We start from the raw sequence: 24,518 nt of genomic DNA on the forward strand, positions 1-24,518 counted from the left end.
CGTACAGGAGGAACCATGGACTTCCGGCTCACCGAGGAGCAAGAGGCGCTGCGGGAGAGCGTGCGGGACTTCGCGCGCGAGGTGGTCGCGCCGGTCATCGCCGAGCACTACGAGAAGCACACCTTCCCGTACGAGGTGGTCCGGCAGATGGGCAAGATGGGGCTGTTCGGCCTGCCCTTCCCGGAGGAGTACGGCGGCATGGGCGGCGACTACTTCGCGCTCTGCCTGGCCCTGGAGGAGCTGGCCCGGGTGGACTCCAGCGTGGCCATCACGCTGGAGGCCGCGATCTCTCTCGGTGCCATGCCGATCTACCGGTTCGGCACGGCGGAGCAGAAGGCCCAGTGGCTGCCGAAGCTCGTCAGCGGCGAGGCGCTCGCCGGCTTCGGGCTCACCGAGCCGGGCTTCGGTTCGGACGCCGGCGGCACGCAGACCCGCGCCGTGCTGGACGGCGACGAGTGGGTGATCAACGGCTCGAAGGCGTTCATCACGAACTCCGGCACCGACATCACCGCGCTGGTCACGGTCACCGCGGTCACCGGCACCCGCCCGGACGGCTCGAAGGAGTTGTCCACGATCATCGTGCCCTCGGGCACGCCGGGCTTCACCGTCGCGCCGCAGTACTCGAAGGTGGGCTGGAACGCGTCCGACACCCACGAGCTGACCTTCGACGACTGCCGGGTGCCGGCCGCCAACCTGCTCGGTGAGCGCGGCCGCGGCTTCGCCCAGTTCCTGCGCATCCTCGACGAGGGGCGGATCGCCATCGCGGCGCTCGCCGTGGGCCTCGCCCAGGGCTGCGTCGACGAGTCGCTGACGTACGCCCGGGAGCGGCACGCCTTCGGCCAGCCGATCGGCAACTACCAGGCCATCCAGTTCAAGATCGCCGACATGGAGATGCGGGCGCACACGGCTCGGCTCGCCTACTACGACGCGGCCGCGCGGATGCTCGCCGGCGAGCCGTTCAAGCGGCAGGCGGCGATCGCCAAGCTGCACGCCAGCACCATCGCCGTGGACAACGCCCGGGAGGCCACGCAGATCCACGGTGGCTACGGCTTCATGAACGAGTACCCGGTGGCCCGGTTCTGGCGGGACTCGAAGATCCTGGAGATCGGTGAGGGCACCAGCGAGGTGCAGCGGATGATCATCGCCCGCGACCTCGGCCTCTGAGGTCGCCGCCGGCGACCCACTGTCGGATTTCGGCGGCGGGGCGTCGGCAGCCCGACGTTCGAGTGTCGGAGGTCGGACCTGGTACGTAGTCTTCCACCCCGTGACTCGGGCCCATGATCGCGCATCCGGCCCGGGCGGCCCCGCCGCCCTGCCGGAGCTGCTGCGCGGGCACCGGCTGGCCGCCGGGCTCACCCAGGTCGAGCTGGCGGAGCGGGCCGGTGTCGGCGTGCGGACGGTGCGGGACCTGGAGCGGGGCCGGTCCTCGCGTCCCCAGCGCACCACTGTGGAGCTGCTCGCCGGGGCGCTCGAGCTGACCGGCGCCGCCCGGGCCGGCTTTCTCGCCGCCGCGCGGGGTTCGCCTCCGGCGGAGCCACCCCGGCCCGTATCCGCCCCGGTCGCCGGCGGGGGTACGGGCGACCCGGGGTCGCCGGTGACGCTCCCGCCGCCGGTCGAGCTGATCGGGCGGGACCGGGACGTCACCGAGTTGGCCGGCATGCTGACCGACGACCTCGGGCCTCGGCTCGTGAGCCTGGTCGGCCTGGCCGGCGTCGGCAAGACCGCGCTGGCCCTGGCCGTGGGGCACTCGGTGGCGGACAGCCACCCCGGCGGTGTGGCCGGGGTGCTGATCGGGGAGGGGTCGGACACCCCGGACGTGCTCGCCACCTCCGTGGCGGTGCTCGGTGCGGCCCGGCTCCCGGAGTTGGCCGCCCGCCTGGCGGGGCGGCCGGCGCTGCTCGTCGTGGACGGCGCGGAGCGGGCACCCGGTTCGGTGGCCGAGGCGCTGCACCGCCTGCTCGCCACGGTGCCGTCGCTGCGGGTGCTGGTCACCGGGAGGCATCCGGTCGGCCTGTCCGTCGAACGGGTCTGGCCGGTGACGCCGATCGAGGTGCCACTGCCCGAGGACGAGGCGTCCGGGCCCGCCGCGCTGGCCGCCTGGCCGGCGGTGGCGCTCTTCACGGCCCGCTTCGCCCAGGTGCGTCGCGAGCCGCCCGTCCCCGCCGAGCTGCCGGCCATCGCGGCGCTGGTACGCCGGCTGGGCGGGCTGCCGCTCGCCATCGAGCTGATGGCGGCACGTGGTCGGATCCTCGACCCCGCCGAACTTCTCGACCGGTACGGCGACCACATCCTCGACCTGGCGGCGCCGGACACCGGGGGTCTTGCCGCGCCGGACACGGGGGCGCAGGGCCGGGAACCGGGCGGTGCGGAGCGGCCGGCGGCGATGGTCACCCTCCGGGACGCCGTGGCGGCCAGTTACCGGCTGCTCGCGCCGGAGGAGCGCACCGCCCTGCGCCGGCTCGCGGCGTTCGGCAACCGTTGGTCGGTGGACCTGGCCGAGGAGATGCTCGTCGACGACGCGGACGCGGACGGCGCCGTGGCGATCGACCCGGTCCCGGTGCTGGACCGGCTCGCCGAGCTCGGCCTGCTGAGCGTCTACGGCACCGGCCCGTTTCGTTTCCGGCTGCTGGGCGCGGTCCGCGACTTCGCCACCGAACAGGCCGCCGGGGCCGGTGAACTGACGCCCATCCGCCGCCGGCACGCGACCGTGATCGCCGCGCTCGTCGCGCGGACCGCCCCCGACCTGGTCGGTGCCCGCCTCGCCGACGCCGTGCACCGGCTCGACCAGGTGAGCAGCGACATCGGCTCCGCGCTGGCGCACGCGGCCAGCGACGACCCGCTGACCGCGTTGGTGATCGCGTCCGGGCTCGCACGGTGGTGGCGGTTCCGGGGGCGGGACGTCGCCGGCCGGCAGTGGCTACGCCGGCTGCTGGCCGATCCGCGTACCGCCGACGCGGACCCGGTGCTACGGGCCTGGGCGTCGCTCGGCGCGGCGCAGCTGGCGACCGAGCACGGGGCGGGCGGCGAGGAGTTGCCCGCGGCCCGCGTCGCGCTGGACACCTTCCGCCGTGCCGGTGACGTGGCGGGGGAGCTCGCGGCGCGTACCGTCCTCGGCGCCCTGCTGGTGAGCGTCGGCTCCCAGGCCGAGGCGCGGGACCAGGCGGATTCCGTGCTCCGGCTGGCCGCTCGACACGGCCGGGTCCGGGACATGGCGGTGGCGCAGAACAACCTCGCCTGGCACGAGGTGCGCGTGGCCGACCTGCCCGCGGCCCGACGGCGGCTCGCCGCGGTCGACCGGCTCGCCGCCCAGTCGGGAGAGCAGCGGTTGCGGGTGCTGGCGCGGGCGAACCTGGCCGAGGTCGCCCGGCTGGAGGGCCGGTACGGCGATGCTGTGGAGCAGGGCCGGCGGGCGGCTGCCGCCCTGGCCGAGTTGGGCGACCCGGGGCACCGCCGCCGGGTGCTGGGCCGGACGGGACTGGCACTCGCCCAGGCCGGTCGGGAGGACGAGGCCGCCGAGGTGCTGGACGAGCTGCGTGCCCCCGTTCCGGCACGGTCGCAGCCGGCACGCCGGGTTCCTCGACAGCGGCTGGCCGGTGCGGTGCCGGATGCGGACGCGTGGCCGTGGCCCCATCCCGAGGCGCGGATCTGCGCGCTGATCGAGGGGCATCTCGCGTTGGGTCGGGGTGACCGGGAGTTGGCGGCGGAGTGGTTCGCCGCGGCCGTCGAGGCGGGCGCGGAGGGCCACGACCAGCGGGACGTCGTGGAGGCGCTGGTCGGACTCGCGGCCAGCACCGCGGACCCGGCGGTGCTGGAGCGGCTGGAGCGGGTCTGCCGGGAGAACGCGATCCGGCTGCTGCCGCAGGAGGAGGAGTTGCTGTTCGCGCTGGTCGCGACACGTCACGTCAGGCGGTCGCGCTGACGGCGCCGGGGTGGCAGCGCTCCCGGGCGCTGTGCGTCGTGCCGCGTGGCGGCGGAGATGGCGCGGGCGAATAGCCCCCTCGTTGCAACCCCTCGCTGTCCGCCCGCGCCGGCACCCCCCGGTGATCCCCGCTGAGGCGAACACTAGCCAGAGCTGGCCGGGCGGTTGGTCCGATTTCTAGGGTCGTGTCCGGTGGTTCGGAGAGTTCTGCCGGTCTTTCTGCCGGTACGCGCCCGGCGTCAGGCGTCGGCCGGGGCGGCCAGATCCTCTGCCGGGTCGCACTTGCCGGCACCGCCGCCGCTCCCGGCGGTCGCACAGGGGTGCACCGCGTCCCGGATCCGGCGGAGGGCGTCGAGCAGCGCCTGCAGCGACTCCGGGTCGAGCTGGCCGGTGAACCACTCCTCGATGATCCGCAGGTGCCCGGGCAGCACCTCGTCCAGGCGCTGCATCCCCGCCTCGGTGACGACAGCGAAGGAGCTGCGCCGGTCGGAGGCACAGGCACGCCGGGTGAGCAGGCCGTCCCGCTCCATCCGGTCCACCACCCGGGTGACCCCGCTCGTGGAGAGGGAGGTCTGGGCGGCGAGATCGGTCATCCGGAGCTGGTTGTCGGGAGAGCGGGCCAGTCGGGTCAGCACCTCGAACTCGACGCTCGAGAGGCCGTACTGCTCGAACTGGGCGGCGAACCGGGCCGACAGCCCGGCGTGCACCTCGTACAGGAGGCCGACGGCGGTGATCCGGGGATCGTCGAACACGTTCTTCACCGGTTCATCCTATCAGTTCTTGACAGGGGGAATATTGCGCTGGCTATAGTTGCTGCGTCAGCCGTTGGGCTCTTAAACAAATCCTCCGGAGGAGTGTCATGACCAGCAGCACCGAGGCCGTCACCCGCGACTGGGAGGGTCTCACGATCCCGACCGCCGGCACCTACGTCCTGGACAGCGCCCACAAGCGCGTCGGTTTCGTCGCCCGCCACATGATGGTGAGCAAGGTCCGCGGCGAGTTCTCCGAGGCCGCCGCGACCATCACGGTAGCGGAAGACCCGATGCAGTCCTCGGTCACCGCGACCATCCAGGCCGCGAGCATCCACACCGCCGCCGCCGACCGCGACGGTCACCTGCGCAGCGGTGACTTCCTCGACGTGGAGAAGTACCCGACCCTGGAGTTCCGGAGCACGGGCGTGAAGTCCCGCAAGGGCAACGAGTTCGTCCTCGTCGGTGAGCTGACGATCAAGGACGTGACCCGCACGGTCGAGCTGGACGTCGAGTTCGAGGGCGTGGGCCGCAGCCCGTTCGGGCAGGACATCTTCGGCTTCTCCGCGAGCACCGAGATCGATCGCGAGGAGTTCGGCCTGACCTGGAACGTCGCCCTGGAGACCGGCGGCGTGCTGGTCGGCCGCAAGATCAAGATCGAGATCGAGGGCGAGGCCGTCCGCCAGGCCTGAACCCTGGTCCCGTCCACCGGGCCCGCGCCGGACACCGGCGCGGGCCCGGTGTCGTCCGTACGTGCGAATTGTCACCACCTGTTCGCGGCCGCCCGCGATGACACGGGAGGCCGACGGGGTAGAGATGGCCCCGAGCGGCCACCTCGCGGCCGACAGCGGCGGTCCCGCTGAACGGATCATCGGGTTGGCCTCTGGTCCGCGGAGGTGAGCGCTCTTAACGTAATTGGCTGACAACGCGCATCCGGGACGACACAGCCGGTTGCGCCCAATGCCGGGAGGGCACATGGGCAGGGACGTCTCGCAGGGCGCCTTCTCGCGAGAGGACCGGGTCCGCTACCGGCAGAAGGTCCGGCGGTGCCTGGACGTCTTCGCCCTGATGCTCGACGACTTCGGCTTCGACGCCGACCGGCCGATGACCGGGCTGGAGATCGAACTCAACCTGATCGACTCGACCGCCGAGCCGGCCATGCGCAACGAGGAGATCCTCGCCGAGATCGCCGACCCGCTCTTCCAGACCGAGTTGGGCCAGTTCAACCTGGAGCTGAACGCCCTGCCCCGGCTCATCGAGGGCACGGGCTTCGCCGACTACGAGCAGGACCTGCGCGCGAGCCTGTCCCGGGCGGACGAGCGGGCGGCCAAGTCCGACGCGAAGATCCTGCTCGTCGGCACCCTGCCGACCCTCACCGAGCGGCACCTCGTCGTGGACAACCTCTCCACGAACGAGCGCTACCGGGTGCTCAACGACCAGATCGTCGGAGCCCGGGGCGAGGACATCGAACTCGACATCCGCGGCGTCGAGCGGCTGCGTACGCACACCGACTCCATCGCGCCCGAGGCGGCCTGCACCAGCCTCCAGTTCCACCTCCAGGTCGCGCCGGACAGCTTCGCCGACTACTGGAACGCGTCCCAGGCCGTCGCCGGGGTGCAGGTCGCGATCGGGGCGAACTCCCCCTACCTGTACGGGCGGCAACTCTGGGCGGAGACCCGCATCGCCCTCTTCGAGCAGGCCACCGACACTCGCCCGGACGAGCTGAAGGCGCAGGGCGTGCGGCCCCGGGTGTGGTTCGGCGAGCGGTGGATCACGTCGATCTTCGACCTGTTCGAGGAGAACGTCCGGTACTTCCCACCGCTGCTGCCGATCTGCGAGGACGAGGACCCGGTCGAGGTGCTGCACGCCGGAGGCGTGCCCCAACTCGGTGAGCTGCGCCTGCACAACGGCACCGTCTACCGGTGGAACCGGCCGGTCTACGACATCATGGACGGCCGTCCGCATCTGCGTGTGGAGAACCGGGTGCTGCCGGCCGGGCCGACGGTGGTGGACATGCTGGCCAACGCCGCCTTCTACTTCGGCCTGGTCCGGGCCCTCGCCGAGGCGGACCGCCCGATCTGGAGCCAGCTGACCTTCAGCTCCGCCGAGGAGAACTTCCACGCGGCGGCCCGCCGGGGCATGGAGGCCGTCCTGCACTGGCCGCGGCTCGGCGACGTGCCGGTGACGGAGCTGGTGCTCGACGTGCTGCTGCCCCGGGCCGCCGCCGGGCTGGACGGCTTCGGTGTCGCCCCGGCCCAGCGGGACCGGCTGCTCGGCATCATCGAGCAACGGTGCCGCACGGGCCGCAACGGCGCGGTGTGGCAGACGGAGACGGTGTGGGCCGCCGAACGGCACCGCGGCATGGATCGCGACGCGGCCCTGCACCACATGGTGCAGCGCTACGCGGAACTCCAGCGCAGCAACGAGCCGGTGCACACCTGGCCGGTCGACTGAGCGTACGCGGACGGGCTCACGGTGTTCCGCCGTCGGGCGGTGACGATCAGCCGGTGCGGCGGGGCGGCCGTGCCCGGCGGGCCGGCCGGTCCGGCTTGGGCGCCGGGTCCGTGACCTCCGCCCCGGGAGCGTCGAGCTGGCCCGGCTCCGGGGCCGTGGAGGTCGCCGCGACCGGATCGAGCGGGGCCGTCACCGCCGTACGCGGCGCGGGCACCCGCGGAGCGCCGGACGGGTCGGCCACCCCCCGGGCGGCGGTGCCGTCCACCGGCCCGGGAGCCCCGGCGTGCGGGCGCCCGGTCGCCGGCGGCGCGGCCGTCGTGGCCGGCGAGTCCGCCGTACCGTGGCCCGGCCGGGGCGGCTGCGCCGAACCGGTGCCGGTGGGCGCGGGCGTGTCGACCGGCGGCACCGGGGCACCCGGCGCCGGCTCGGCCGCCGCTTCCCCGCGGACGGCCGCGCGCCGCTCGGCCCGCTGGCCGAGAGCCGCCACCAGCACCGAGCCGCCGATGCCCACGATCACCGCGTACGGGGCGATCAAATGCGCCGACACCTGCTCCGGGCTGATCGCCGACAGCCGCGGCACGGCCAGCAGGTACGCCACCGCGACGAGCAGCGGCCCGGCCGCGCCGGAGGCGGCGGCGCCGACCCGGAGACCGGCGGCCCGGGCCGCCCGCCGGGCGGCCAGCACCCCGATCACCAGCGCCGAACCGAGCGACAGGACGGCGCCCGGCCAGTAGAGGTAGTCCCGGATCCAGAATTCCGGCCGGTCCGAGCTGATCTGCCAGATGCCGAGCTGGGCGGTGGTCAGTCCGCGTCCGGCGAGCACCCCGTCGACCACCGCGACCACCGCGAGCAGCCAGAGCCAGGCCACCGTCGCGATCACGTTGGCGGCGGCGGCACGGGAGCGCAGCGCCCAGAGGGCGGTCAGGACGCCCATCAGGACTCCGATCGCCGCGTACGCCGCCGCGACGCGCTGCGGGGTGCCGGTGTCCGGTGCCGACGCGACCCGGGCCGGCACCGCGACCAGCAGTACGGCCACCAGGCCGCCCAGCCCGGCCGCGAGCGCGAGACCCAGGCGTCCGAGGCGTCCGACCGGGATGCTCCGACCGCTCGCCGCCGCTTCGCCCGCGGCCGCGTCCGGCCTTGCGGTGGCCGGCGGATGGATGCGCCCCTCCCCGGTCTCGGGCACGCCGTCCGACCCCGCCGGGTGGGCGGGGCTCGCACCGCCGTCGTCCACCGCACCGGCGTCGGAGGTGTCGCCGGTCGGCTCCGGGCGCGACGCGTGCGGTGCCGGTTCGGTCGTGAGGGTCCGCTCCCGCAGGCGGAAAGCGCACACCGCGCCGAGGACCGTCGAGGTGGCCGCGATCCAGGTGGCCCAGATCAGGCTCGCCACCCAGGCCGCCGGGCCCGTGCCGGCCTCCGCCGGCGCCCAGTTGATGATGCCCAACCCGTAGCCGAAGCCCAGTTGTGCGGCGCCGGTGCCGGCAGCAACGCCGACCGCCGTCGCGATCGATCCTCCCCAGCCGCGTCTGGCCATGCCGGGCAGCGTAACGTCCCGTCGTCGGCGCGGCGAGCCGTCGACGACCGTCCCGGCAGGACGGTGACGGTGGTGACCTGGCCGGGAGCGGTACGGTCCCGGTGAACGAGGTGGTGGCGGCATGACGGACGGGAACGCTGGCGGGCACCTCACCGACGGCGGTGCGGGTGGACGGAGCCGGCTCCCGCTGGTGCTGGGCGGCGGGCTGGCCACCGTGCTGCTCGCCGCGCTCGGCGCGACCGGCGGCTGGCTGCTGGCCGGCGAGGCAGGCCCACCTCCAGCGACCCCGGTCGCGGCGGGGAGCGCGACCGGCACGCGGAGCGAAGCGCCGACCCACCGACCGGCCCCCGGCCGGACCACACCCTCCGCCCCCCGCACCTCGGCCTCGACCGGCTCGGGGCTGACCGTCCCCCCGGTGGTCGGCGCGGACTTCACCGACGCGCGCGACGAGCTGCGCGACCGCCGGCTGGGCTGGCGGTTGGTGTTCGGCACCGGTACCGGCCGTACGGTGCAGCGGACCGAGCCCACCGTCGGCGCGGAGGTGCGGCGCGGGACGACGGTGACGCTCTTCGTCAGCGGACCGCCACCGGAGGCCGAGGTGCCGGACGTCGTGGGCGACGACTGCGCCGAGGCGGCGGAGGAGCTGGTGGAGGAGGGCTTCTATCCCCAGTACCAGAGCGGGAAGCGTGGCAGCGTGAGCCGGCAGGAGCCGACGGAGGGCAGCCCGGCACGCTGGAACGACGAGGTCCGGATCTGGTGCGGGTCGGAGGAGCCGAACGGCCCGACGACCGCCCCGTGGTGACCGCTCCGCCCGGGGTCTGACCGCCGCGGTCGTCGACCCCGGATGTCGGGTACGGGTCGGTTCACGCGGGTCGGCAGGTCGATCCGGGCCGATGGTTGCGCGGCCCGCTAGGTTGGCGGTCAGAGGGCCAGGAGCCCGCCCGGCTCGGGAAGGACGTGCCATGAGCGACGACCGCCAGGAGCCGCCCGCCGGGAATCACGACGGCGACGAGACCCGGCCCCTTCCGCGCTCCGCCGACGACACGGGCGACCGGACCCAGCGGTTGTCCGGCCCTGTCGAGGGCAGCGGGTCGAGCGCTTCCGGCCGTCCGGAGCCCGATGCCACGGCACCGCTGGGGCGGCCCGCCGACGCGACCGCTCCGTTGCCGCCGGAGCGCGCGGCGCCCTGGTCCGGCCGGGCGGAGGTGCCACCGCCCCGGCCGGCCGACTACCGGGAGCCGTCCGCCGAGTGGTACGCCGAGGACCAGGGCGCTCGCCGGTGGTGGCTGCCGATCCTCTGGGGTGTCCTGGCGCTGCTCCTGGTGGCGCTGCTCGGTGTGGCGCTGTGGCTGGTCGGCAACGCCGAGGACGATCGTCCGGGGCCGGAACCCACCCTGTCTCCGTCGGCCACCACCGCCGTGCCGACCAGCGCCAGCCCGACGTCGGCGGAGCCGACGACCGAGTCGCCCAGTGGCACGCCCCCGACCTCGGCGGAGCCGACGGGGGTGCCACTGCCGCCGCTGACCGGCCTGCCGCAGGCGACGGCCGAGGCCCTCCTGGATCAGCTCGGGGTCGACCACCGGGTGGAGTTTCGCCCGTCGGAGCTGCCGTCCGGGCGGGTGATCGGCACCGACCCGGCGGCGGGCGAGCTGGTCACCGAGGACGACGAGGTGGTGCTCCTGGTCTCCGAGGGTCCCACCTCGTCGCCGACCGACTCGCCGCCGTCGCGCCTCACGGCCACCCCCACGGTCACGGCCACGCGCTGATCGGCCGGGTCGAGGCCGGACCGGTCACCACATTCGTCGTCTCGTGCCGACGAGACCGAGCCCGGCCAGCGAGATGGTCAACCCGAGGACCCCGGACCAGAAGAGCGAGCGGCGGATGTCCTCCGGTGAGTGCGGCCCGGCGGGCCCGTCCCCCGGCCCGGGTAGGGCTCCCGCGCCGGAGCCGCTCGCGGTGCCGTCACCGCCGGTCGCGTCACCGGCGCCCGCGTGCGCGTCACTTGTCGGGTCGTCGACGCCCGCGCCGTCCCAGCCGGGCTCGTCGTCGGTGTCGGGTCGGGCTTCCTCGCCGATCACCGTGATCTCGGGTGCCGGCACCGGTTCCGGCAGCTCGGTCGCGGAGAGGACGGGGTCGCGGACGACGACCACGAGCGTGGTCGCCGCGCCGAGAAGCGCCAGGAGTCCGAAGGCGTAGGCGATACGGGAGCGGTGGTGCCGCCGCGCGGCGGGCAGATTGAGCATGGCCATCCCAGGTTCAGGGTCCTGGACGCGCGGGGTGGAACATGCCGGGGTGGGCGTGCCTTGAGTCTAATGCGAGACACGCCCACGATCTGCGGTTTCGTCGGTGTCAGCCGACCCGGACGGGCGTACGGGAGACCGGCCTGCGCTGCCGCACGGTGTGCGGCCGCTGCTGCGGCGCCGGCCGGTGCTGCTGCTGCGGCAGCTGCTGCAACCCCTGCCGCTGGACGAAGATCGACCGCCGGTTGACCGCGTCCCCCGCCGCGTTCAACTCGTAGCCGTCGAGCCAGAGCCAACCGTCGTAGGTCGGCCAGTCGAGCACCCGGATCACCCGGAACTTGATGGGCTGGAGGAACTGGACACTCGCCGCGCGAGTCACGTGCAGTACGTCACCGGAGCGGGGAAGCACATGGGCTCCTGAAGGAGGTCGGCCGGCTGGCGCCGGCGAGTCTCGTCGGGGGGACTTTCTACGGTTCGGTGAAGGTCGTGCCTCTGTGAACCGATGGTGGTGCGGGTGGTGGTGGTCGGGCCGTACCCGCTGTGGCGCGCCGCCACCCGACCATCACCCGGCTGCTCCGGGAACCGCGCCCACCGCCGCAGCCGGCTGGCATGCAGCGGCGGGGTCCTTACCCCGGGGCAGGTCTCTGTGTCGCCGGCCGGGCCCCGCCGCCTGACCCCCCGCCCCGGCTGGCATGATCACCTTCGGGTAGCGGGTGGAGACGGTGAGTAACCCGTGCCATACGGACAGAGTGCACCAGCGGCGTGCTTCATGCAAGTTGCACGTCGACTTTTGCCGATACGTGAGCGCGCCACGCAAACCGGCGCTTGAAGCCGTCGGCGTCCAAACGGCACACTGAGGGCCGGTTTCGCCCGCCGCGGCCGGCCGACGACCGGCACCACACCAGCCGCGAACGTCCGCCGTCCGAGCGTCGCGCCTCGGTGGGCGGCCGAGGAGTCGGCGCGTCGACGGAGGTACGGGGCGGTGGGGGCGAGCAGCCAGCATCCCGGGGTGAGACCCCCGGGCGGGCGACGAGTGCCGGCGCGCGGGCACCCGGGGGTGGCCCGGTGAGTGAACGGCGCAGCCCCACGATCCGGCGCCGGCGGCTGGGCGCGGAACTGCGGCGTCAGCGCGAGGCCGCCGGGATCACCATCGAGGCGGTCGCCGAGCAGTTGGAGTGCTCGGCATCCAAGATCTCCCGCATCGAGACCGGGCACACCTCGGCCACCCCGCGCGACGTGCGGGACATGCTGCGCATCTACGGGGTGGTGGGCGCGGAGAGCGACGAGCTGGTCCAGATCGCCCGGGAGGCCCGACAGAAGGGCTGGTGGCACCCCTACAGCACGGTCCTGGTCGGTGCGTACGTCGGGCTGGAGGCCGCCGCCAGCTCGATCCGGGCGTACGAACAGCAGGTCGTGCCGGGTCTGCTGGAGACCGAGGAGTACGCGAGCGCCATGATCCGGGCCGCGCGGCCGGACTTCACGCCGGATCAGGTCGCACAACGTGTCCGTGTCCGCCTCGGTCGACAGTCGTTGCTGACTCAGGACGATCCGGTCGATCTGTGGGTGGTGCTCGATGAGGCGGTAGTGAGCCGTCCGGTGGGCGGGGACGAGGTCATGCGGAACCAGTTGAGAAGGCTGGTCGAGGTTGCCGAACTGCCGAACGTGACGTTGCAGATCCTGCCCTTCGAGGTGGGGGCGCACGCCGGCATGGACGGCACGTTCACGATCCTCAGCTTCCCCGAGCCCGGTGATCCGGATGTCGTGTACGCGGAGAACGCCACGGGTGGGCTCTTCCTGGAGAAGAGCGACGAACTGCAGAAGTACAGCTTCATCTTCGATCACATTCGAGCGGCCGCCATCCGTCCCGAGGAGTCCATCGCACACATCGCGAAACTGGCAGAGGAGCCGTTGTGGAAATGGCGACCAAGGGGTTCTCCGTGGACCTGACGCAGGCAACGTGGTTCAAGAGCTCGAAGAGCGGGCCGAACTGTGACAACTGCGTGGAGGTGGCGTACGTGACCGGAGCGGTCGGTGTTCGGGACTCGAAGGACAAGGCCGGGCCGGCCCTGGTCTTCGGCCCGGCTGACTGGCGCGCCTTCGTGGTCGGCACCAGGAACGGCGCTTTCGGTCCCGCCTGAACCACCGGGCGGAGGTGACGGGGGCGGGCTCTCGTCCGGGCAGCACCGGGCGGGAGCCCGCCTTCGCGCGGGGGGCGTGAGGATCCGCCGGGAATCCCGTCGCCACATCCGCCCCGCCTCGTTGTACCCGTCGGTACGGCGCCGGTCGACAACCGGCCACGGGGGATCGGCAACCGAGCGAGGCAGGCGAGACGCATGACGACGATCGGGTCAGAGAACCTCACCAACGGGCCGGGCAAGCCCGAGCGGTTCGGTGGCAAGTACCGTGGGGCGCGCCGGGACACCGTCCTGACCGAGGTGGTCTCGACCGACGCCGAGGTGTCCGGGCGGGAGTCGTCCGCGCCCGAGCAGTCGGGCTCTCCGATCACGTTGCCCTCGCTGGACCCGAACCCGCTCACCGAGCCGTCGTTCCCGCCGACCGGCTGGTCGACGGAGCCCGGCGAATCGCTGGCCGACCACCCGTTACTGCGGGGCCTGCTGCTCGAGTTGCCGCCGAAGGGCAGCGTGCCGCCGCCCGGCTGGCTGGACCGCTGGTTCGAGGCGACCCGCGCGATCCTGGAGCTGCTATACGTGCAGGGCACGGGTCGGCGCTGAGGCCGGCTCCGGCGGCCGGGCCCGCTCCGCGAGCCGGTTGTGCCGGAGCGCGTGCCGGATCCCGACGACCAGGATCCCGAGTGCGCCCACGGTGATCGCCGGCCCGGTGACGCCCGGCGCGGTGAGCTGGTCACTGCCGCTCGCCGCGACCAGCGCCGGCACCGCCAGGAGGCCGGTGACCTGCAGCGGCAGCCCGATCAACGGATGTGCCGCCGCGGCCCGCAGGCCGTGCGGCGCGGGGGTACCCGGCGCCGCCCCGAACGCGCCCGCCCCGGCCCACAACCGGCGCACCCGGCGCACGGTGCAGACGGCGACCACCAGCGCCGGGACGGCGACGACGTCGAGTGCGGCGGCCGCCCGGTCCGCTGCGGCGTCCCCGGCGCTGAGCAGCCCGGCCGTGAGCACCGCCGCGGTCAGCGCGAGACCCGTCACGGTCAGCCCGAGCAGCCATCCGGCGCGTCGGCGCAGGGCACGGGCGTGATCCAGCCGGGGCAGCCCGTCCGCGACGAGAGCGGCGGCCAGCCACACCGCGGCGATCGGCAGCAGGACGGCGAGATGGCTCTCCATGCTGGACAGCCTTGCCCGTTGTCGCTGTCGGCGAATCCGGGAGCGCCCCCCGTTCGCCCCGGACCAGGTCCCGTAGGGGGTCATCCCTGCCGCGTTATGAAAGATTCGACATGTTTCAATGACTCCCAGTCTTGATCTACTCTCGGTTGGATCGGCGGCCGTCGATCTGGACGGCACTCCCGTCGGGCGGCTGCCGGTCGGAGGGAGGGAGAGAGATGGGTCTTGCCCACAGGTCCGTACTCGTCGGGGTGGCCACACTGACCATGCTGGCCGCCGCCACGCCCGCACTCGCCGCCGAGCCGACCGGGGTGATCCGCGCCGCCGGCGGGGACACCGCCGTGGCCGACAGCTACATCGTCGTCTTCAAGGACACCGCGGTCAGCCGCAACGCCGTCGGTGACAACGCCCAGCGCCTGGTGGGGCGGCACGGCGGAGCCGTGGCCCGCACCTACGGCGCCGCGCTGCGCGGCTTCGAGGTACGGGTCGACGCGAAGGCCGCCGCGCGGATCGCCGCCGACCCCGCCGTGGCGTACGTCGAGCAGAACCACACGGTCTCGATCGCCGACACCCAGCCCAACCCGCCGTCCTGGGGGCTGGATCGGATCGACCAGCGGAACCTGCCCCTGAACAGCTCCTACACCTACCCGAACACCGCGTCCAACGTCCGCGCCTACATCATCGACACGGGGGTGCGGTTCACGCACGAGGAGTTCGGGACCCGCGCCGTCTCCGGTTTCGACGCCGTGGACGGCGGCTCCGCGGACGACTGCAACGGCCACGGCACCCACGTCGCCGGCACGGTCGGCGGCACCGACTTCGGCGTCGCCAAGGGCGTTCAGATCGTCGGCGTCCGGGTGCTCAACTGCCAGGGCAGCGGCACCAACGCCCAGGTCGTCGCCGGTATCGACTGGGTGACCGCGAACGCCGTCAAGCCGGCGGTCGCGAACATGAGCCTCGGCGGCTCGGCCAACAGCGCGATCGACACGGCGGTCACCAACTCGATCAACTCCGGCATCACGTACGCGGTCGCGGCCGGCAACGGCGACATCTTCGGCAACCGCCAGAACGCCTGTAACTACTCGCCGGCCCGGGTCGGCCCGGCGATCACCGTCGGCGCGACCCAGAACAACGACGCGGCGGCGAGCTTCTCCAACTACGGCACCTGCGTCGACATCCTCGCCCCGGGCGTGAACATCACCTCGGCCTGGTACACGAACAACACGGCGACGAACACGATCAGCGGCACCTCCATGGCGTCGCCGCACGTCGCCGGCGCGGCGGCGCTCGTGCTGTCGGCCAACCCCACCTGGACCCCGCAGCAGGTCCGGGACAGCCTGGTGAACGACGCCACCCCGAACGTGCTGACCAACCTGGGCACCGGCACCCCGAACCGGCTGCTCTACGTGGTGAACGGCTCCACCCCGCCGCCGACCAACGACTTCTCCGTCTCGGTGTCGCCGACCTCCGGCTCCACCGCCGCGGGTGGCTCGGTGACGGCGACGGTGACCACGGCGACCACCAACGGCTCCGCCCAGTCGGTCAGCCTCTCCGCCAGCGGCCTGCCGGCCGGGGCGACGGCGTCGTTCAGCCCGTCCACCGTGACCTCGGGCGGCTCGTCGACCCTCACCATCGCCACGTCGGCGAGCACGCCGGCCGGGACGTACCCGGTCACGATCACCGGTACCGGCGCCTCGGCCACCCGTACGGCCACCTACACGCTGACCGTCACGGGCACGGGCGGCGGCTGCTCCGGCACCAACGGCACCGACGTGGCGATCCCGGACACGGGCGCCACCGTGTCCAGCTCGATCGTGATCTCCGGGTGCGGGCGCAACGCGTCGGCGAGCTCGCAGGTGCCGGTCAACATCGTGCACACCTACCGGGGTGACCTGGTGATCGACCTGGTGGCCCCGGACGGCTCGTCGTACCGGCTGAAGAACAGCAGCTACTTCGACGGCGCGGACAACGTGAACACGACCTACACCGTGAACCTCTCCGGCGAGGCGGCGAACGGCACCTGGCAGCTGCGGGTGCGGGACGTCTACTCGGGCGACACCGGCTACCTCAACACCTGGTCCCTGACCCTCTGACCAGCGATCACGGCAGGGCCCCTTCCGCTGTCGGGAGGGGCCCTCGCGTGTGCGCGACGCAGCGGGCGCCGGGCTCAGACCGCGAAGGTGGCGGGGCGTTCGGTGGCGGGGGCCGGCGGGGTCGCCTTCCACAGCCCCACCTTCTGCGCCAGCAGCCGGCCCAGGAAGGCCGGGTTGAGGATGACGTACCGGCGCCAGAGTCGCTTCGGCTCCAGGCCGAGGCGCCAGAGCCACTCCAGGCCGACCCGCTGCATCCACCGCGGGGGCTTGCGCAGCAGCCCGGCGTGGTAGTCGAAGGCGGCGCCGACCGCCATCAGCGGCATGTCGAGCAACGGCCGCATGGCGTACGTGAAGACCTCCTGGCGTGGGCAGCCGAGCCCGACCAGGACGAGCCGGGCGCCGCTGGCCCGGATCCGGTCGGCGATCTCGGCCTCCTCGCCCGGCTGCACGGCGCGGAACTTGGACGCCTCGACGCCGGCGATCTTGAGCGCCGGGAACATCTGCTCCAGGGCCGGGATCAACCGGGACAGCGTCTCCTCGGTCGAGCCGTACAGGTAGACCGGGAGCCCCGCGTCGGCGAAGCGGGAGAGCACGTGCAGCGTCAGCGTCGGGCCGTAGACCCGGTCGGTGAGGCCGGCGCGGTGCAGCAGGTTGAGCGCCCAGCGCACCGGCTGCCCGTCCGGGGTGACCACGTCGAACGAGTTGAGCCGCGCGTTGTGGGCGGGGTCGAGCACCCCGGTCATCACGCCGTGCACCGCCAGCGCGGTCAGCGCCAGCGGACGGCGCTCCTGGGCGGCCGCCACCACCTGCTCGGTGGCCTCGGCGTAGTCGGTGGCGTCCACGAGGACGCCGAGCACGTTCCGCTTGCGCTGGAAGCTCACGACCGTGCTCCGTGACCGCTCGGCGCGCCCGTGGAAGCGCGGCCGTCCGAGTCGATGATCAGCTCGCTCATGCCGCCGGCACCCACTTCTCGACGTTGGCCTCGTAGATCTCGCGCATGATCATGGGGACGTCGTAGACCTGCTTCCACGCGGGATAATCGGTCTGGAACGCCTCGTTCGACCCGATCCACCACCGATGGTCGCCGACGCGGTTCTCCTCGACGTACTCCGAGATCATCTCCTTGCCGGTGATCCGCTCGGCCTCGACGAAGGCCTCCCGCATGGAGATGTTGGAGTGCCGCCCGCCGCCCAGGTTGTAGACCGCCGCCGAGCGCGGGTCACGGAAGAACGCCTCGAACGCGGCGACCACGTCGGAGCTGTGGATCGCGTCCCGGACCTGCTTGCCCTGGTAGCCGTAGATCCGGTACTTCCGGCGCTCCATGTTGGCCCGCATCACGTAGCCCAGGAACCCGTGCAGCTCGGTCGCCGAGTGCGCGGGGCCGGTCAGCGTGCCGCCCCGGAAGCAGGCCGTACGCATGCCGAAGTAGCGGCCGTACTCCTGGACCATCACGTCCGCGGCGACCTTCGAGGCGCCGAAGATCGAGTGGAGGCTGGAGTCGATCGACATGTCCTCGCGGATGCCCTGCTCGTACGGGTGCCCGGGCTGGATCTCCCAGCGGGTCTCCAGCTCCACGAAGGGGAGGCTGTTGGGCCGGTCACCGTAGACCTTGTTGGTCGAGCAGTGGATGACCGGCGCCTCGATGCAGTGCTCGCGGACGTTCTGGAGCACGTTCAGGGTGCCGCCGGCGTTGACGTCGAAGTCGGTGTACGGGTCGCGTACGGCCCAGTCGTGCGACGGCTGGGCGGCGGTGTGGATCACCACGGCGATGTCGGGACCGTAGCGCCGGAACACCGCCGCGAGGGCGTCCCGGTCCCGGATGTCGATGCTGTGGTGCGTGTACGCCTCGCCCAGCTCAACGGTCAGCCGCCGCACGTTCCACGCGGTCGACGCCTCCTCGCCGAAGAACCGTTGCCGCATGTCGTTGTCGATGCCGACCACGTCGAGACCGAGGCCGGCGAAGTGCCGGACCGCCTCGGAGCCGATGAGACCGCCCGATCCGGTCACCAACGCGACACTCACACGCCACTCCTGGTTCATCGGAGTCAGAATCCATCGGAGCATAGCGTGACGCTCGACATGCCCCGATATGCCGCGAGGGCCCCGCTTCGCGGAGCCCTCGTGTGGTGGTGGGGAAGGGGGGAGTTGAACCCCCACGCCCTTTCGGGCACACGGACCTGAACCGTGCGCGTCTGCCATTCCGCCACTTCCCCGTGGCACGACCGGATCACTGTAATCTGTCGCGACCTCGCCGTCTCCGGCGGGGCCCGGCACATATTACGCTGTCCCGGTCATCGCCACGACCGGTCACCGTTCGTGGCGGACGAAAGAGTAGCACGAGGGAAGTGGCCCGTCCGAATGGGCCGGGAGCGGCCGGCCGAGCGGCGTGTGAGCTGCGCGCGCGCCGGCCGGATACCATCATGTCCTCGGGACCCGAGGAGGAGCCGGTGAGCGTGCTGCAACGCTTCGAGAAGCGTCTGGAAGGCCTGGTCGAGGGGGCCTTCGCCAAGGTCTTCAAAGGGGTGGTCCACCCCGTGGAGATCCTCAACGCCATGCAGCGGGAGGCCGAGGCGCACAAGGCCATCCTGGCCGGTGGGCGCACCTTGGTGCCAAACCGCTACGTGATCGATCTCTCGCCGTACGACCACAGTCGCCTGGCGCCGTACGCCGCCGCGCTGGCCCAGGAGCTGGCCCAGTCGCAGGCGGAGTTCATCGGCGAGCAGGCCTGGACGGTCTACGGCGACGTCATCGTCGAGATCGAGCGCGGTGAGGGGCTGGACACCGGCATGTTCCGGGTCACCGCCGAGGTCTACACGGGTGGCGACGTCGCCCCGGTCCCGGCGCCCGGCTACGACGCCGGCCCGCCCGCCTACCCCGCCTACGACCAGGGTGGCGGCTACGGCCCCCCGCCCGGCCACGGCGGCGCGCGCAACGTGCGGCTGGTCTCCGGCGACGGGCGCACCTACCCGCTGCAGATGGGTTCGACGGTCATCGGCCGCGGCGACCAGGCCAACCTCCGGCTGCCCGACGTCGGCATCTCCCGGCGGCACGCCCGGCTGGACTTCGACGGCGGCCAGGTCGTGCTGACCGACCTCGGGTCGACGAACGGCACGATGGTCAACGGCCAGCGCGTCTCCGCCGTCGCCCTCAACCCCGGGGACATGATCCAGCTCGGCACCACGACGCTGACCTTCCGCGTGGACGGCTGATCCGTCTTGCCGGAACTCGTCATCACCGTCGCCCGGTTCGGGTTCCTGATCCTGCTGTGGATCTTCGTGTTCACGGTGGTCGGCGTCATCCGCCGGGACCTCTTCGCGGGTGCCCGCTCGGGCCGGCTGGTCGCCGCGCCCCGGACGGTCGGCGCCTCGATGGGGCAGGCCGCGAAGCCGGCCAAGGTGAAGCGGGGCAGGGCGGCGCACCAGCTGGTGGTCACCGCCGGCCAGCTGGCCGGCACGCGGATCACGCTGGGTGAGGCGCAGATCACCATCGGTCGCGCGGAGGACTCCACCCTCGTCATCACCGACGACTACGCCTCGGCGCGACACGCCCGGCTCGTGCCGCGCGACGGGCAGTGGTTCGTCGAGGACCTCGGTTCGACTAACGGCACCTATCTGGATCGCGCTAAGGTCACCGGACCGACCCCCGTCCCCCTCGGCGTGCCGATCCGGATCGGCCGCACTTCCCTCGAATTACGGCCATGACTCTGACCCTGCGCTACGCGGCCCACAGCGACCGCGGTCTGATCCGAGACGGTAACCAGGACTCCGTCTACGCCGGGCCGCGGCTGCTCGCCGTCGCCGACGGCATGGGCGGTATGGCCGCCGGTGACGTCGCCAGCAACATCGTCATCGGTGCCATGGCGCCACTCGACGAGGACGTCCCCGGTGACGCCCTCGTCGATGCGTTGCGTTCGGCCGTGGGCACCGCCAACCAGCAGCTCCGCGACACCGTGGACGCCAACCCTCAGCTCGAGGGGATGGGCACCACGCTGACCGCGACGCTCTTCTCCGGCACCAAGCTCGGCATGGTGCACATCGGCGACTCCCGCGCGTACCTGTTGCGCAACGGTGAGTTCGCGCAGATCACCAAGGACGACACCTACGTCCAGATGCTCGTGGACGAGGGTCGGATCAGCGCCGAGGAGGCGAGCAGCCACCCGCAGCGGTCGCTGCTCACCCGAGCGCTCGACGGCCGCGACATCGACCCGGAGTACTCCGTCCGCCAGGTGCTCCCCGGCGATCGCTACCTGATCTGCAGTGACGGGCTCTCCGGCGTGGTGAGCGCCGACACGATCGCGGAGACGATGCGGGAGTACGCCGACCCGCAGCAGTGCGTCGAGCGGCTCGTGCAGCTCGCGCTCCGCGGCGGCGGTCCGGACAACATCACCGTGATCATCGCCGACGCCACCGACCAGGACATCGTCGAGGCGACGCCGATCGTGGGCGGCGCGGCCGCTCGGGACCGGGGCATGGCGACCTCGGCCGACAACTCCACCCCGGCAGCCCGGGCGTCGGCGCTGTCCGCGCCCCGGGCCCCGGCGCCGGAGGAGCCGGCCGCCGACGACGACGAGGAGCCCGAACGGCGCCGGCACCGGCCCGTGCGGGCCGCCGCCATGGCGCTCGCGCTGCTGGTGATCCTGGGTGGCGGTCTCTTCGGCGGCTGGAGCTACACCCAGCGGCAGTACTACGTCGGCGCGACCGAGGACGGCCAGGTGGCGGTGTTCCGCGGGATACAGGGCCAGATTGCGGGCCTCAACCTCTCCACCGTGCACTCCCGCAGCCCGGCGGAGCTGGACGACCTCACCCTGGCGGCCCAGGAGCAGGTCAAGCAGGGCATCCCCGCCCGGAGCGAGCCGGACGCCGAGCGGCGGCTGGCCGAGCTGACGAGCGACAGCCCGACCAACCCGAACCTGAAGCCGATCTGCCCGACGAGCCCGGCCGCGACGACCGGTTCGCCCTCGCCCGTGCCGTCCGACCTCCCGACCTCGCCGGTGCCGACCGGCAGCGCCGCCGTCGGCGCGCCGACCGGCAGCAGCCGCACCCCGACCGCCTCGGCCAGCGCCAGCGCCAACCCCGGTGCCAGCGCCAGCGCGAGCGCCACCGGTAGCCCGGCCGGCGCGGAGCCGACCAGCACGCCCGACGCCCCGCCCTCCGACTCGATTCCGCCGGTGCACGACCCGGCCGGCTGCCGGTCGCCTGAGTGAGCGTCGGCCCGACCCCGAGGATCCTTCCGTGACCGCAGCGGCCACACCGGCAGCCTCGCCCGCCACCACGGGCGAGCAGCCCGGCGTACGCCTGGCCCGGTCCCGGCGCAACGCCGAGCTCTCCCTGCTGCTGCTGGCCATGGTGCTGGTGGCCGCGTACGCGGCGACCGTCGAGGCGAACCTGCTCGACACGGTCACCCCGGACTTCTGGATCCCGGCGGCCGCGCTCGGCGCCGTGTTCCTCGGTCTGCACCTGGTCATCCGGTTCCTCGCCCCGTTCGCCGACCCGGCCCTGCTGCCGGCGGTGGCGTTGCTCAACGGCCTGGGCGTCGGCTTCCTGCGCCGGCTCGACCTCGGTGAGGCCGAGGCGGTCGACCGGGAGACCCTGGGCATCTTCAGCGGCACCGGTGGCCGCCAGCTCGCCTGGACGCTGGTCTCGGTGATCCTCGCGGCCGCGCTGCTGGCGCTCATGCGCGACCACCGCTCGGTCTCCCGGTACGCGTACACCCTGGGCCTCGCCGGCATCGTGCTGGTGATGATCCCGGCGGTGCTGCCGAGCCGGTTCTCGGAGATCAATGGCGCCAAGCTCTGGATCAAGTTCGGTGACGCCTTCTCGATCCAGCCCGGTGAGTTCGCCAAGCTGGCGCTGCTGGTCTTCTTCGCCTACTACCTGGTGCGCAAGCGTGAGGTGCTCTCGCTGGCGAGCCGCCGGTTCCTGGGCATCGACTTCCCGCGCGGGCGCGACCTCGGCCCGGTGGTCGTCGTGTGGCTGATCAGCCTCCTGGTCCTGGTCTTCGAGAAGGACCTCGGCACCTCGCTGCTCTACTTCGGCATGTTCGTGGTGACGCTCTACATCGCCACCGAACGGGTGAGCTGGCTGCTGATCGGTCTCGTGCTCTTCTTCGGTGGCGCCTACCTCGCCTACGTCCTCGGTGAGACGGTCGGCGGGCCGTTCGCGAACTTCTACCTGCGGGCGCAGATCTGGCTCGACCCGTTCGCCGACCCGCACAACGACGGTTACCAGCTGGTCCAGGGGCTGCTGGCGCTCGGCACCGGCGGCCTGTTCGGGGCGGGCCCGGGTGGCGGCCAGCCCGGCCTGCTGCCCGAGGTGCAGAACGACTTCATCTTCGCCGGCATCGGCGAGGAGATCGGGCTCTTCGGCCTCTCCGCGCTGCTCGTCGTCTACCTGCTGATCGTCGAGCGGGGCCTGCGCGCGGCGCTCGCCGTCCGTGACTCGTTCGGCAAGCTGCTGGCCGGCGGTCTGGCGTTCACCCTCGGGCTCCAGGTCTTCGTGATCGTCGGCGGGATCAGCAAGCTCATCCCGCTGACCGGCCAGACCACCCCGTTCCTCTCCGCCGGTGGCTCCTCACTGATGGCCAACTGGCTGCTCATCGCGGTCCTGCTCCGCGTCTCGGACGGGGCCCGCCGCCCCGTGCCCGGTGGGGGTGGCAAGGCGGTCAAGCCGTCCGGCGGCCCGCCGGAGCAGCTGCACGGTGCCCCGACGGAGGTGATCAGGCCGTGAACGCACCCCTGCGCCGCGCCGGTGTCGTAGTCATGATCCTTTTCGGCCTGCTCTTCGCGAACCTGAACTGGATCCAGGCCTACAAGGCGGACGAGTACCGCAACAGCGACTACAACGGCCGGGTCCAGGTCGCCGAGTACGAGCGCAAGCGCGGCAACATCGAGGCCGGCGGCCGGGCGCTCGCCACCAGCAAGGAGACCACCGGCGAGCTGAAGTACCTGCGTACCTACCCGGACGGGCCGAAGTACGCGCACGTCCTCGGCTACAAGCCGGTCAACCTCGCCGACACCGGCATCGAGCGGATCGAGAACGACTTCCTGGCCGGCACCAGCGACCAGTTGATCGGTGACCGAATCAAGGACATGTTCACGGGCGACCAGACCGGCGGCGGCAACGTGCTGCTCACCCTGTCGAAGAGGGCCCAGGACGTCGCGTACGACCAGCTGCGCAACAACGAGCTGGGCGTGAAGCGGGGAGCCGCGATCGCCATCGACCCGCGCACCGGGGCGGTGCAGGCGCTCGTCTCGATGCCCAGCTTCGACCCGAACCCGCTGGTCGGCCACGATTCCAGGAAGGCCCAGGCCGCGTACAACCAGCTCGAGCAGGACCCGGACGGCCCGTTGAAGAACCGGGCGCTGACGGAGACCCTGCCCCCGGGCTCCACCTTCAAGATCGTGGTCGCCGCGGCGGCGCTGGAGAACGGGATCGGCCAGGACACCCGGATCTCCGCCGGATCGAGCTACACCCCGCCGACGTCCGGCACGCCGATCCGTAACGCCGCGCCCTCGATCTGCCCCGAGTCGCAGGTCACGCTCATGGAGGCGGTCACCGAGTCCTGCAACACCGGCTTCGCGAAGCTGGGCGTGCAGCTCGGAGCCGACGTGATCAAGGCCAAGGCCCGGCAGTTCGGGTTCGAGCAGGAGGACCTCACGGTCGGCGAGCTCGGCGAGGACGGGCTGCCCGTGGCGGCCAGCCGGACCGGCGACATGCGCAACGCCGACGGCGGAGACGACCCGGCCGCGCTGGCCCAGTCGTCGATCGGGCAGCGGGACGTGCGGATGACGCCGTTGCAGGGCGCGCTGATCGCCGCCTCGGTCGCCAACGAGGGCAAGCAGATGCGCCCGTACCTGGTGCGGCAGCTGCTCGCCCCGGACCGCACCACCAGCTACTACACTGCCAAGCCGAGTGAGCTGCGGCAGCCGATCAGCGGCACCGTCGCGAACGACCTGCGCGAGATGATGGTCAGCGTCGTCGAGAACGAGAACGGCACCGGCCGGAACGCGCGGATCAGCGGCTACACGGTCGGCGGCAAGACGGGCACCGCCCAGTCCGCGCCGAACCGTCCCGACCACGGGTGGTTCATCGGCTTCGCCATGGACAAGAACGGCACCCCGGTCTCGGCGGTCTGCGTCGAGCTGGAGCAGGCCGGCCCGGGCGGCAGCGCCGAGGCGGCCCGCATCGCCGGTCAGATCATGAAGGCGGCCATCGCCGACCCCGGGGGCCGCTGA

General features: G+C 72.7%; 22 protein-coding genes and 1 tRNA gene. 15 read left to right on the forward strand and 8 right to left on the reverse strand.

Translation table 11 applies throughout. From position 1 onward, the window contains the following. Positions 1-15: 15 nt before the first annotated feature. Positions 16-1,164, forward strand: a complete 1,149-nt coding sequence (locus SM573_RS12940) for an acyl-CoA dehydrogenase family protein (RefSeq protein ID WP_474613369.1) — start codon at positions 16-18, stop codon at positions 1,162-1,164. A 100-nt stretch (positions 1,165-1,264) separates the two neighbouring features. Continuing rightward, a complete protein-coding gene (locus SM573_RS12945) occupies positions 1,265-3,919 on the forward strand; it encodes an ATP-binding protein (protein WP_474616167.1) in 2,655 nt (884 codons plus the stop codon). 239 nt (positions 3,920-4,158) lie between these two features. On the opposite strand, the gene SM573_RS12950 is transcribed toward SM573_RS12945, so the two are convergent. Further along, a complete protein-coding gene (locus SM573_RS12950; protein ID WP_474613367.1) occupies positions 4,159-4,680 on the reverse strand; it encodes a MarR family winged helix-turn-helix transcriptional regulator in 522 nt (173 codons plus the stop codon). A gap of 98 nt (positions 4,681-4,778) precedes the next feature. Between SM573_RS12950 and SM573_RS12955 the strand changes: the two genes are divergently transcribed. Next, on the forward strand, positions 4,779-5,360 hold the full coding sequence (locus tag SM573_RS12955; protein ID WP_474613366.1) for a YceI family protein: 582 nt from the start codon (positions 4,779-4,781) through the stop codon (positions 5,358-5,360). Between the two features lie 283 nt (positions 5,361-5,643). Continuing rightward, positions 5,644-7,122 carry a glutamate-cysteine ligase family protein gene (locus tag SM573_RS12960; RefSeq protein WP_474613365.1) on the forward strand — a complete coding sequence of 493 codons (1,479 nt, stop codon included), beginning with the start codon at positions 5,644-5,646 and terminating at the stop codon, positions 7,120-7,122. A gap of 46 nt (positions 7,123-7,168) precedes the next feature. Here SM573_RS12960 and SM573_RS12965 read toward each other — a convergent pair whose 3' ends face one another. Then, positions 7,169-8,656: a hypothetical protein gene (locus tag SM573_RS12965; protein ID WP_474616168.1), complete on the reverse strand. Its 1,488-nt coding sequence runs from the start codon at positions 8,654-8,656 to the stop codon at positions 7,169-7,171. Between the two features lie 121 nt (positions 8,657-8,777). Here SM573_RS12965 and SM573_RS12970 point away from each other — a divergent pair, with 121 nt between their 5' ends. Beyond that, positions 8,778-9,458 carry a PASTA domain-containing protein gene (locus SM573_RS12970; RefSeq protein WP_474613363.1) on the forward strand — a complete coding sequence of 227 codons (681 nt, stop codon included), beginning with the start codon at positions 8,778-8,780 and terminating at the stop codon, positions 9,456-9,458. Positions 9,459-9,618: 160 nt separating this feature from the next. Further along, complete coding sequence (locus SM573_RS12975; protein WP_474613362.1) at positions 9,619-10,422, forward strand: PASTA domain-containing protein; 804 nt, start codon at positions 9,619-9,621, stop codon at positions 10,420-10,422. A 24-nt stretch (positions 10,423-10,446) separates the two neighbouring features. Here the strand turns inward: SM573_RS12975 and SM573_RS12980 are convergent, their stop codons facing one another. Next, positions 10,447-10,905 carry a hypothetical protein gene (locus SM573_RS12980; protein ID WP_474613361.1) on the reverse strand — a complete coding sequence of 153 codons (459 nt, stop codon included), beginning with the start codon at positions 10,903-10,905 and terminating at the stop codon, positions 10,447-10,449. 100 nt (positions 10,906-11,005) lie between these two features. After that, positions 11,006-11,305, reverse strand: coding sequence for a hypothetical protein (locus tag SM573_RS12985; RefSeq protein WP_474613360.1), 300 nt, complete (start codon positions 11,303-11,305; stop codon positions 11,006-11,008). A gap of 656 nt (positions 11,306-11,961) precedes the next feature. Between SM573_RS12985 and SM573_RS12990 the strand changes: the two genes are divergently transcribed. The 3 genes from SM573_RS12990 (at position 11,962) to SM573_RS13000 (ending at position 13,628) form a co-directional block, all read left to right on the forward strand. After that, on the forward strand, positions 11,962-12,843 hold the full coding sequence (locus tag SM573_RS12990) for a helix-turn-helix domain-containing protein (RefSeq protein ID WP_474613359.1): 882 nt from the start codon (positions 11,962-11,964) through the stop codon (positions 12,841-12,843). Further along, entirely contained in the window at positions 12,813-13,034 is a 222-nt protein-coding gene (locus tag SM573_RS12995; RefSeq protein ID WP_474613358.1) for a DUF397 domain-containing protein, read from the forward strand. The genes SM573_RS12990 and SM573_RS12995 overlap by 31 nt, the downstream gene beginning before the upstream one ends. A gap of 195 nt (positions 13,035-13,229) precedes the next feature. Further along, on the forward strand, positions 13,230-13,628 hold the full coding sequence (locus SM573_RS13000; RefSeq protein WP_474613357.1) for a hypothetical protein: 399 nt from the start codon (positions 13,230-13,232) through the stop codon (positions 13,626-13,628). Here the strand turns inward: SM573_RS13000 and SM573_RS13005 are convergent. Next, positions 13,599-14,195 carry a hypothetical protein gene (locus tag SM573_RS13005; RefSeq protein ID WP_474613356.1) on the reverse strand — a complete coding sequence of 199 codons (597 nt, stop codon included), beginning with the start codon at positions 14,193-14,195 and terminating at the stop codon, positions 13,599-13,601. The two genes, SM573_RS13000 and SM573_RS13005, sit on opposite strands and share 30 nt — an antisense overlap. Positions 14,196-14,410: 215 nt before the next feature. Between SM573_RS13005 and SM573_RS13010 the strand changes: the two genes are divergently transcribed. Continuing rightward, positions 14,411-16,285 (forward strand): S8 family peptidase, encoded by a 1,875-nt coding sequence (locus tag SM573_RS13010; RefSeq protein WP_474613355.1) that lies wholly within the window; start codon positions 14,411-14,413, stop codon positions 16,283-16,285. Between the two features lie 74 nt (positions 16,286-16,359). Here the strand turns inward: SM573_RS13010 and SM573_RS13015 are convergent, their stop codons facing one another. The 3 genes from SM573_RS13015 to SM573_RS13025 all read right to left on the reverse strand — a co-directional run bounded on the left by SM573_RS13015 (position 16,360) and on the right by SM573_RS13025 (position 18,498). Further along, positions 16,360-17,166, reverse strand: a complete 807-nt coding sequence (locus SM573_RS13015; RefSeq protein ID WP_474613354.1) for a WecB/TagA/CpsF family glycosyltransferase — start codon at positions 17,164-17,166, stop codon at positions 16,360-16,362. Between the two features lie 67 nt (positions 17,167-17,233). Further along, positions 17,234-18,307: an NAD-dependent epimerase/dehydratase family protein gene (locus SM573_RS13020; RefSeq protein WP_474613353.1), complete on the reverse strand. Its 1,074-nt coding sequence runs from the start codon at positions 18,305-18,307 to the stop codon at positions 17,234-17,236. A 105-nt stretch (positions 18,308-18,412) separates the two neighbouring features. Next, positions 18,413-18,498 (reverse strand) — tRNA-Leu (locus tag SM573_RS13025). A gap of 207 nt (positions 18,499-18,705) precedes the next feature. Here SM573_RS13025 and SM573_RS13030 point away from each other — a divergent pair. Genes SM573_RS13030 through SM573_RS13050 form a run of 5 tightly spaced genes read left to right on the forward strand, consistent with a single transcriptional unit; the run spans position 18,706 to position 24,518 of the window. After that, complete coding sequence (locus SM573_RS13030; RefSeq protein WP_474613352.1) at positions 18,706-19,494, forward strand: FhaA domain-containing protein; 789 nt, start codon at positions 18,706-18,708, stop codon at positions 19,492-19,494. A gap of 6 nt (positions 19,495-19,500) precedes the next feature. Then, entirely contained in the window at positions 19,501-19,986 is a 486-nt protein-coding gene (locus SM573_RS13035) for an FHA domain-containing protein FhaB/FipA (protein ID WP_474613351.1), read from the forward strand. After that, a complete protein-coding gene (locus tag SM573_RS13040) occupies positions 19,983-21,488 on the forward strand; it encodes a PP2C family protein-serine/threonine phosphatase (protein WP_474613350.1) in 1,506 nt (501 codons plus the stop codon). The genes SM573_RS13035 and SM573_RS13040 overlap by 4 nt, the downstream gene beginning before the upstream one ends. A 28-nt stretch (positions 21,489-21,516) precedes the next feature. After that, positions 21,517-23,010: an FtsW/RodA/SpoVE family cell cycle protein gene (locus tag SM573_RS13045; protein ID WP_474613349.1), complete on the forward strand. Its 1,494-nt coding sequence runs from the start codon at positions 21,517-21,519 to the stop codon at positions 23,008-23,010. Next, positions 23,007-24,518, forward strand: a complete 1,512-nt coding sequence (locus SM573_RS13050) for a peptidoglycan D,D-transpeptidase FtsI family protein (RefSeq protein WP_474616169.1) — start codon at positions 23,007-23,009, stop codon at positions 24,516-24,518. Before SM573_RS13045 ends, SM573_RS13050 begins: the two co-directional genes overlap by 4 nt.

The organism is Micromonospora xinjiangensis, from assembly GCF_056150165.1.

What these genes read in the sequence shown, in the direction of transcription:
- SM573_RS12940 (WP_474613369.1), top strand. Translation starts at nt 16, where the DNA reads ATGGACTTCCGGCTCACCGAGGAGCAAGAGGCGCTGCGGGAGAGCGTG.
- SM573_RS12955 (WP_474613366.1), top strand. Translation starts at nt 4,779, where the DNA reads ATGACCAGCAGCACCGAGGCCGTCACCCGCGACTGGGAGGGTCTCACG.
- SM573_RS12960 (WP_474613365.1), top strand. Translation starts at nt 5,644, where the DNA reads ATGGGCAGGGACGTCTCGCAGGGCGCCTTCTCGCGAGAGGACCGGGTC.
- SM573_RS12965 (WP_474616168.1), bottom strand. Translation starts at nt 8,656, where the DNA reads ATGGCCAGACGCGGCTGGGGAGGATCGATCGCGACGGCGGTCGGCGTT.
- SM573_RS12970 (WP_474613363.1), top strand. Translation starts at nt 8,778, where the DNA reads ATGACGGACGGGAACGCTGGCGGGCACCTCACCGACGGCGGTGCGGGT.
- SM573_RS12975 (WP_474613362.1), top strand. Translation starts at nt 9,619, where the DNA reads ATGAGCGACGACCGCCAGGAGCCGCCCGCCGGGAATCACGACGGCGAC.
- SM573_RS12980 (WP_474613361.1), bottom strand. Translation starts at nt 10,905, where the DNA reads ATGGCCATGCTCAATCTGCCCGCCGCGCGGCGGCACCACCGCTCCCGT.
- SM573_RS12995 (WP_474613358.1), top strand. Translation starts at nt 12,813, where the DNA reads ATGGCGACCAAGGGGTTCTCCGTGGACCTGACGCAGGCAACGTGGTTC.
- SM573_RS13000 (WP_474613357.1), top strand. Translation starts at nt 13,230, where the DNA reads ATGACGACGATCGGGTCAGAGAACCTCACCAACGGGCCGGGCAAGCCC.
- SM573_RS13005 (WP_474613356.1), bottom strand. Translation starts at nt 14,195, where the DNA reads ATGGAGAGCCATCTCGCCGTCCTGCTGCCGATCGCCGCGGTGTGGCTG.
- SM573_RS13010 (WP_474613355.1), top strand. Translation starts at nt 14,411, where the DNA reads ATGGGTCTTGCCCACAGGTCCGTACTCGTCGGGGTGGCCACACTGACC.
- SM573_RS13030 (WP_474613352.1), top strand. Translation starts at nt 18,706, where the DNA reads ATGTCCTCGGGACCCGAGGAGGAGCCGGTGAGCGTGCTGCAACGCTTC.
- SM573_RS13040 (WP_474613350.1), top strand. Translation starts at nt 19,983, where the DNA reads ATGACTCTGACCCTGCGCTACGCGGCCCACAGCGACCGCGGTCTGATC.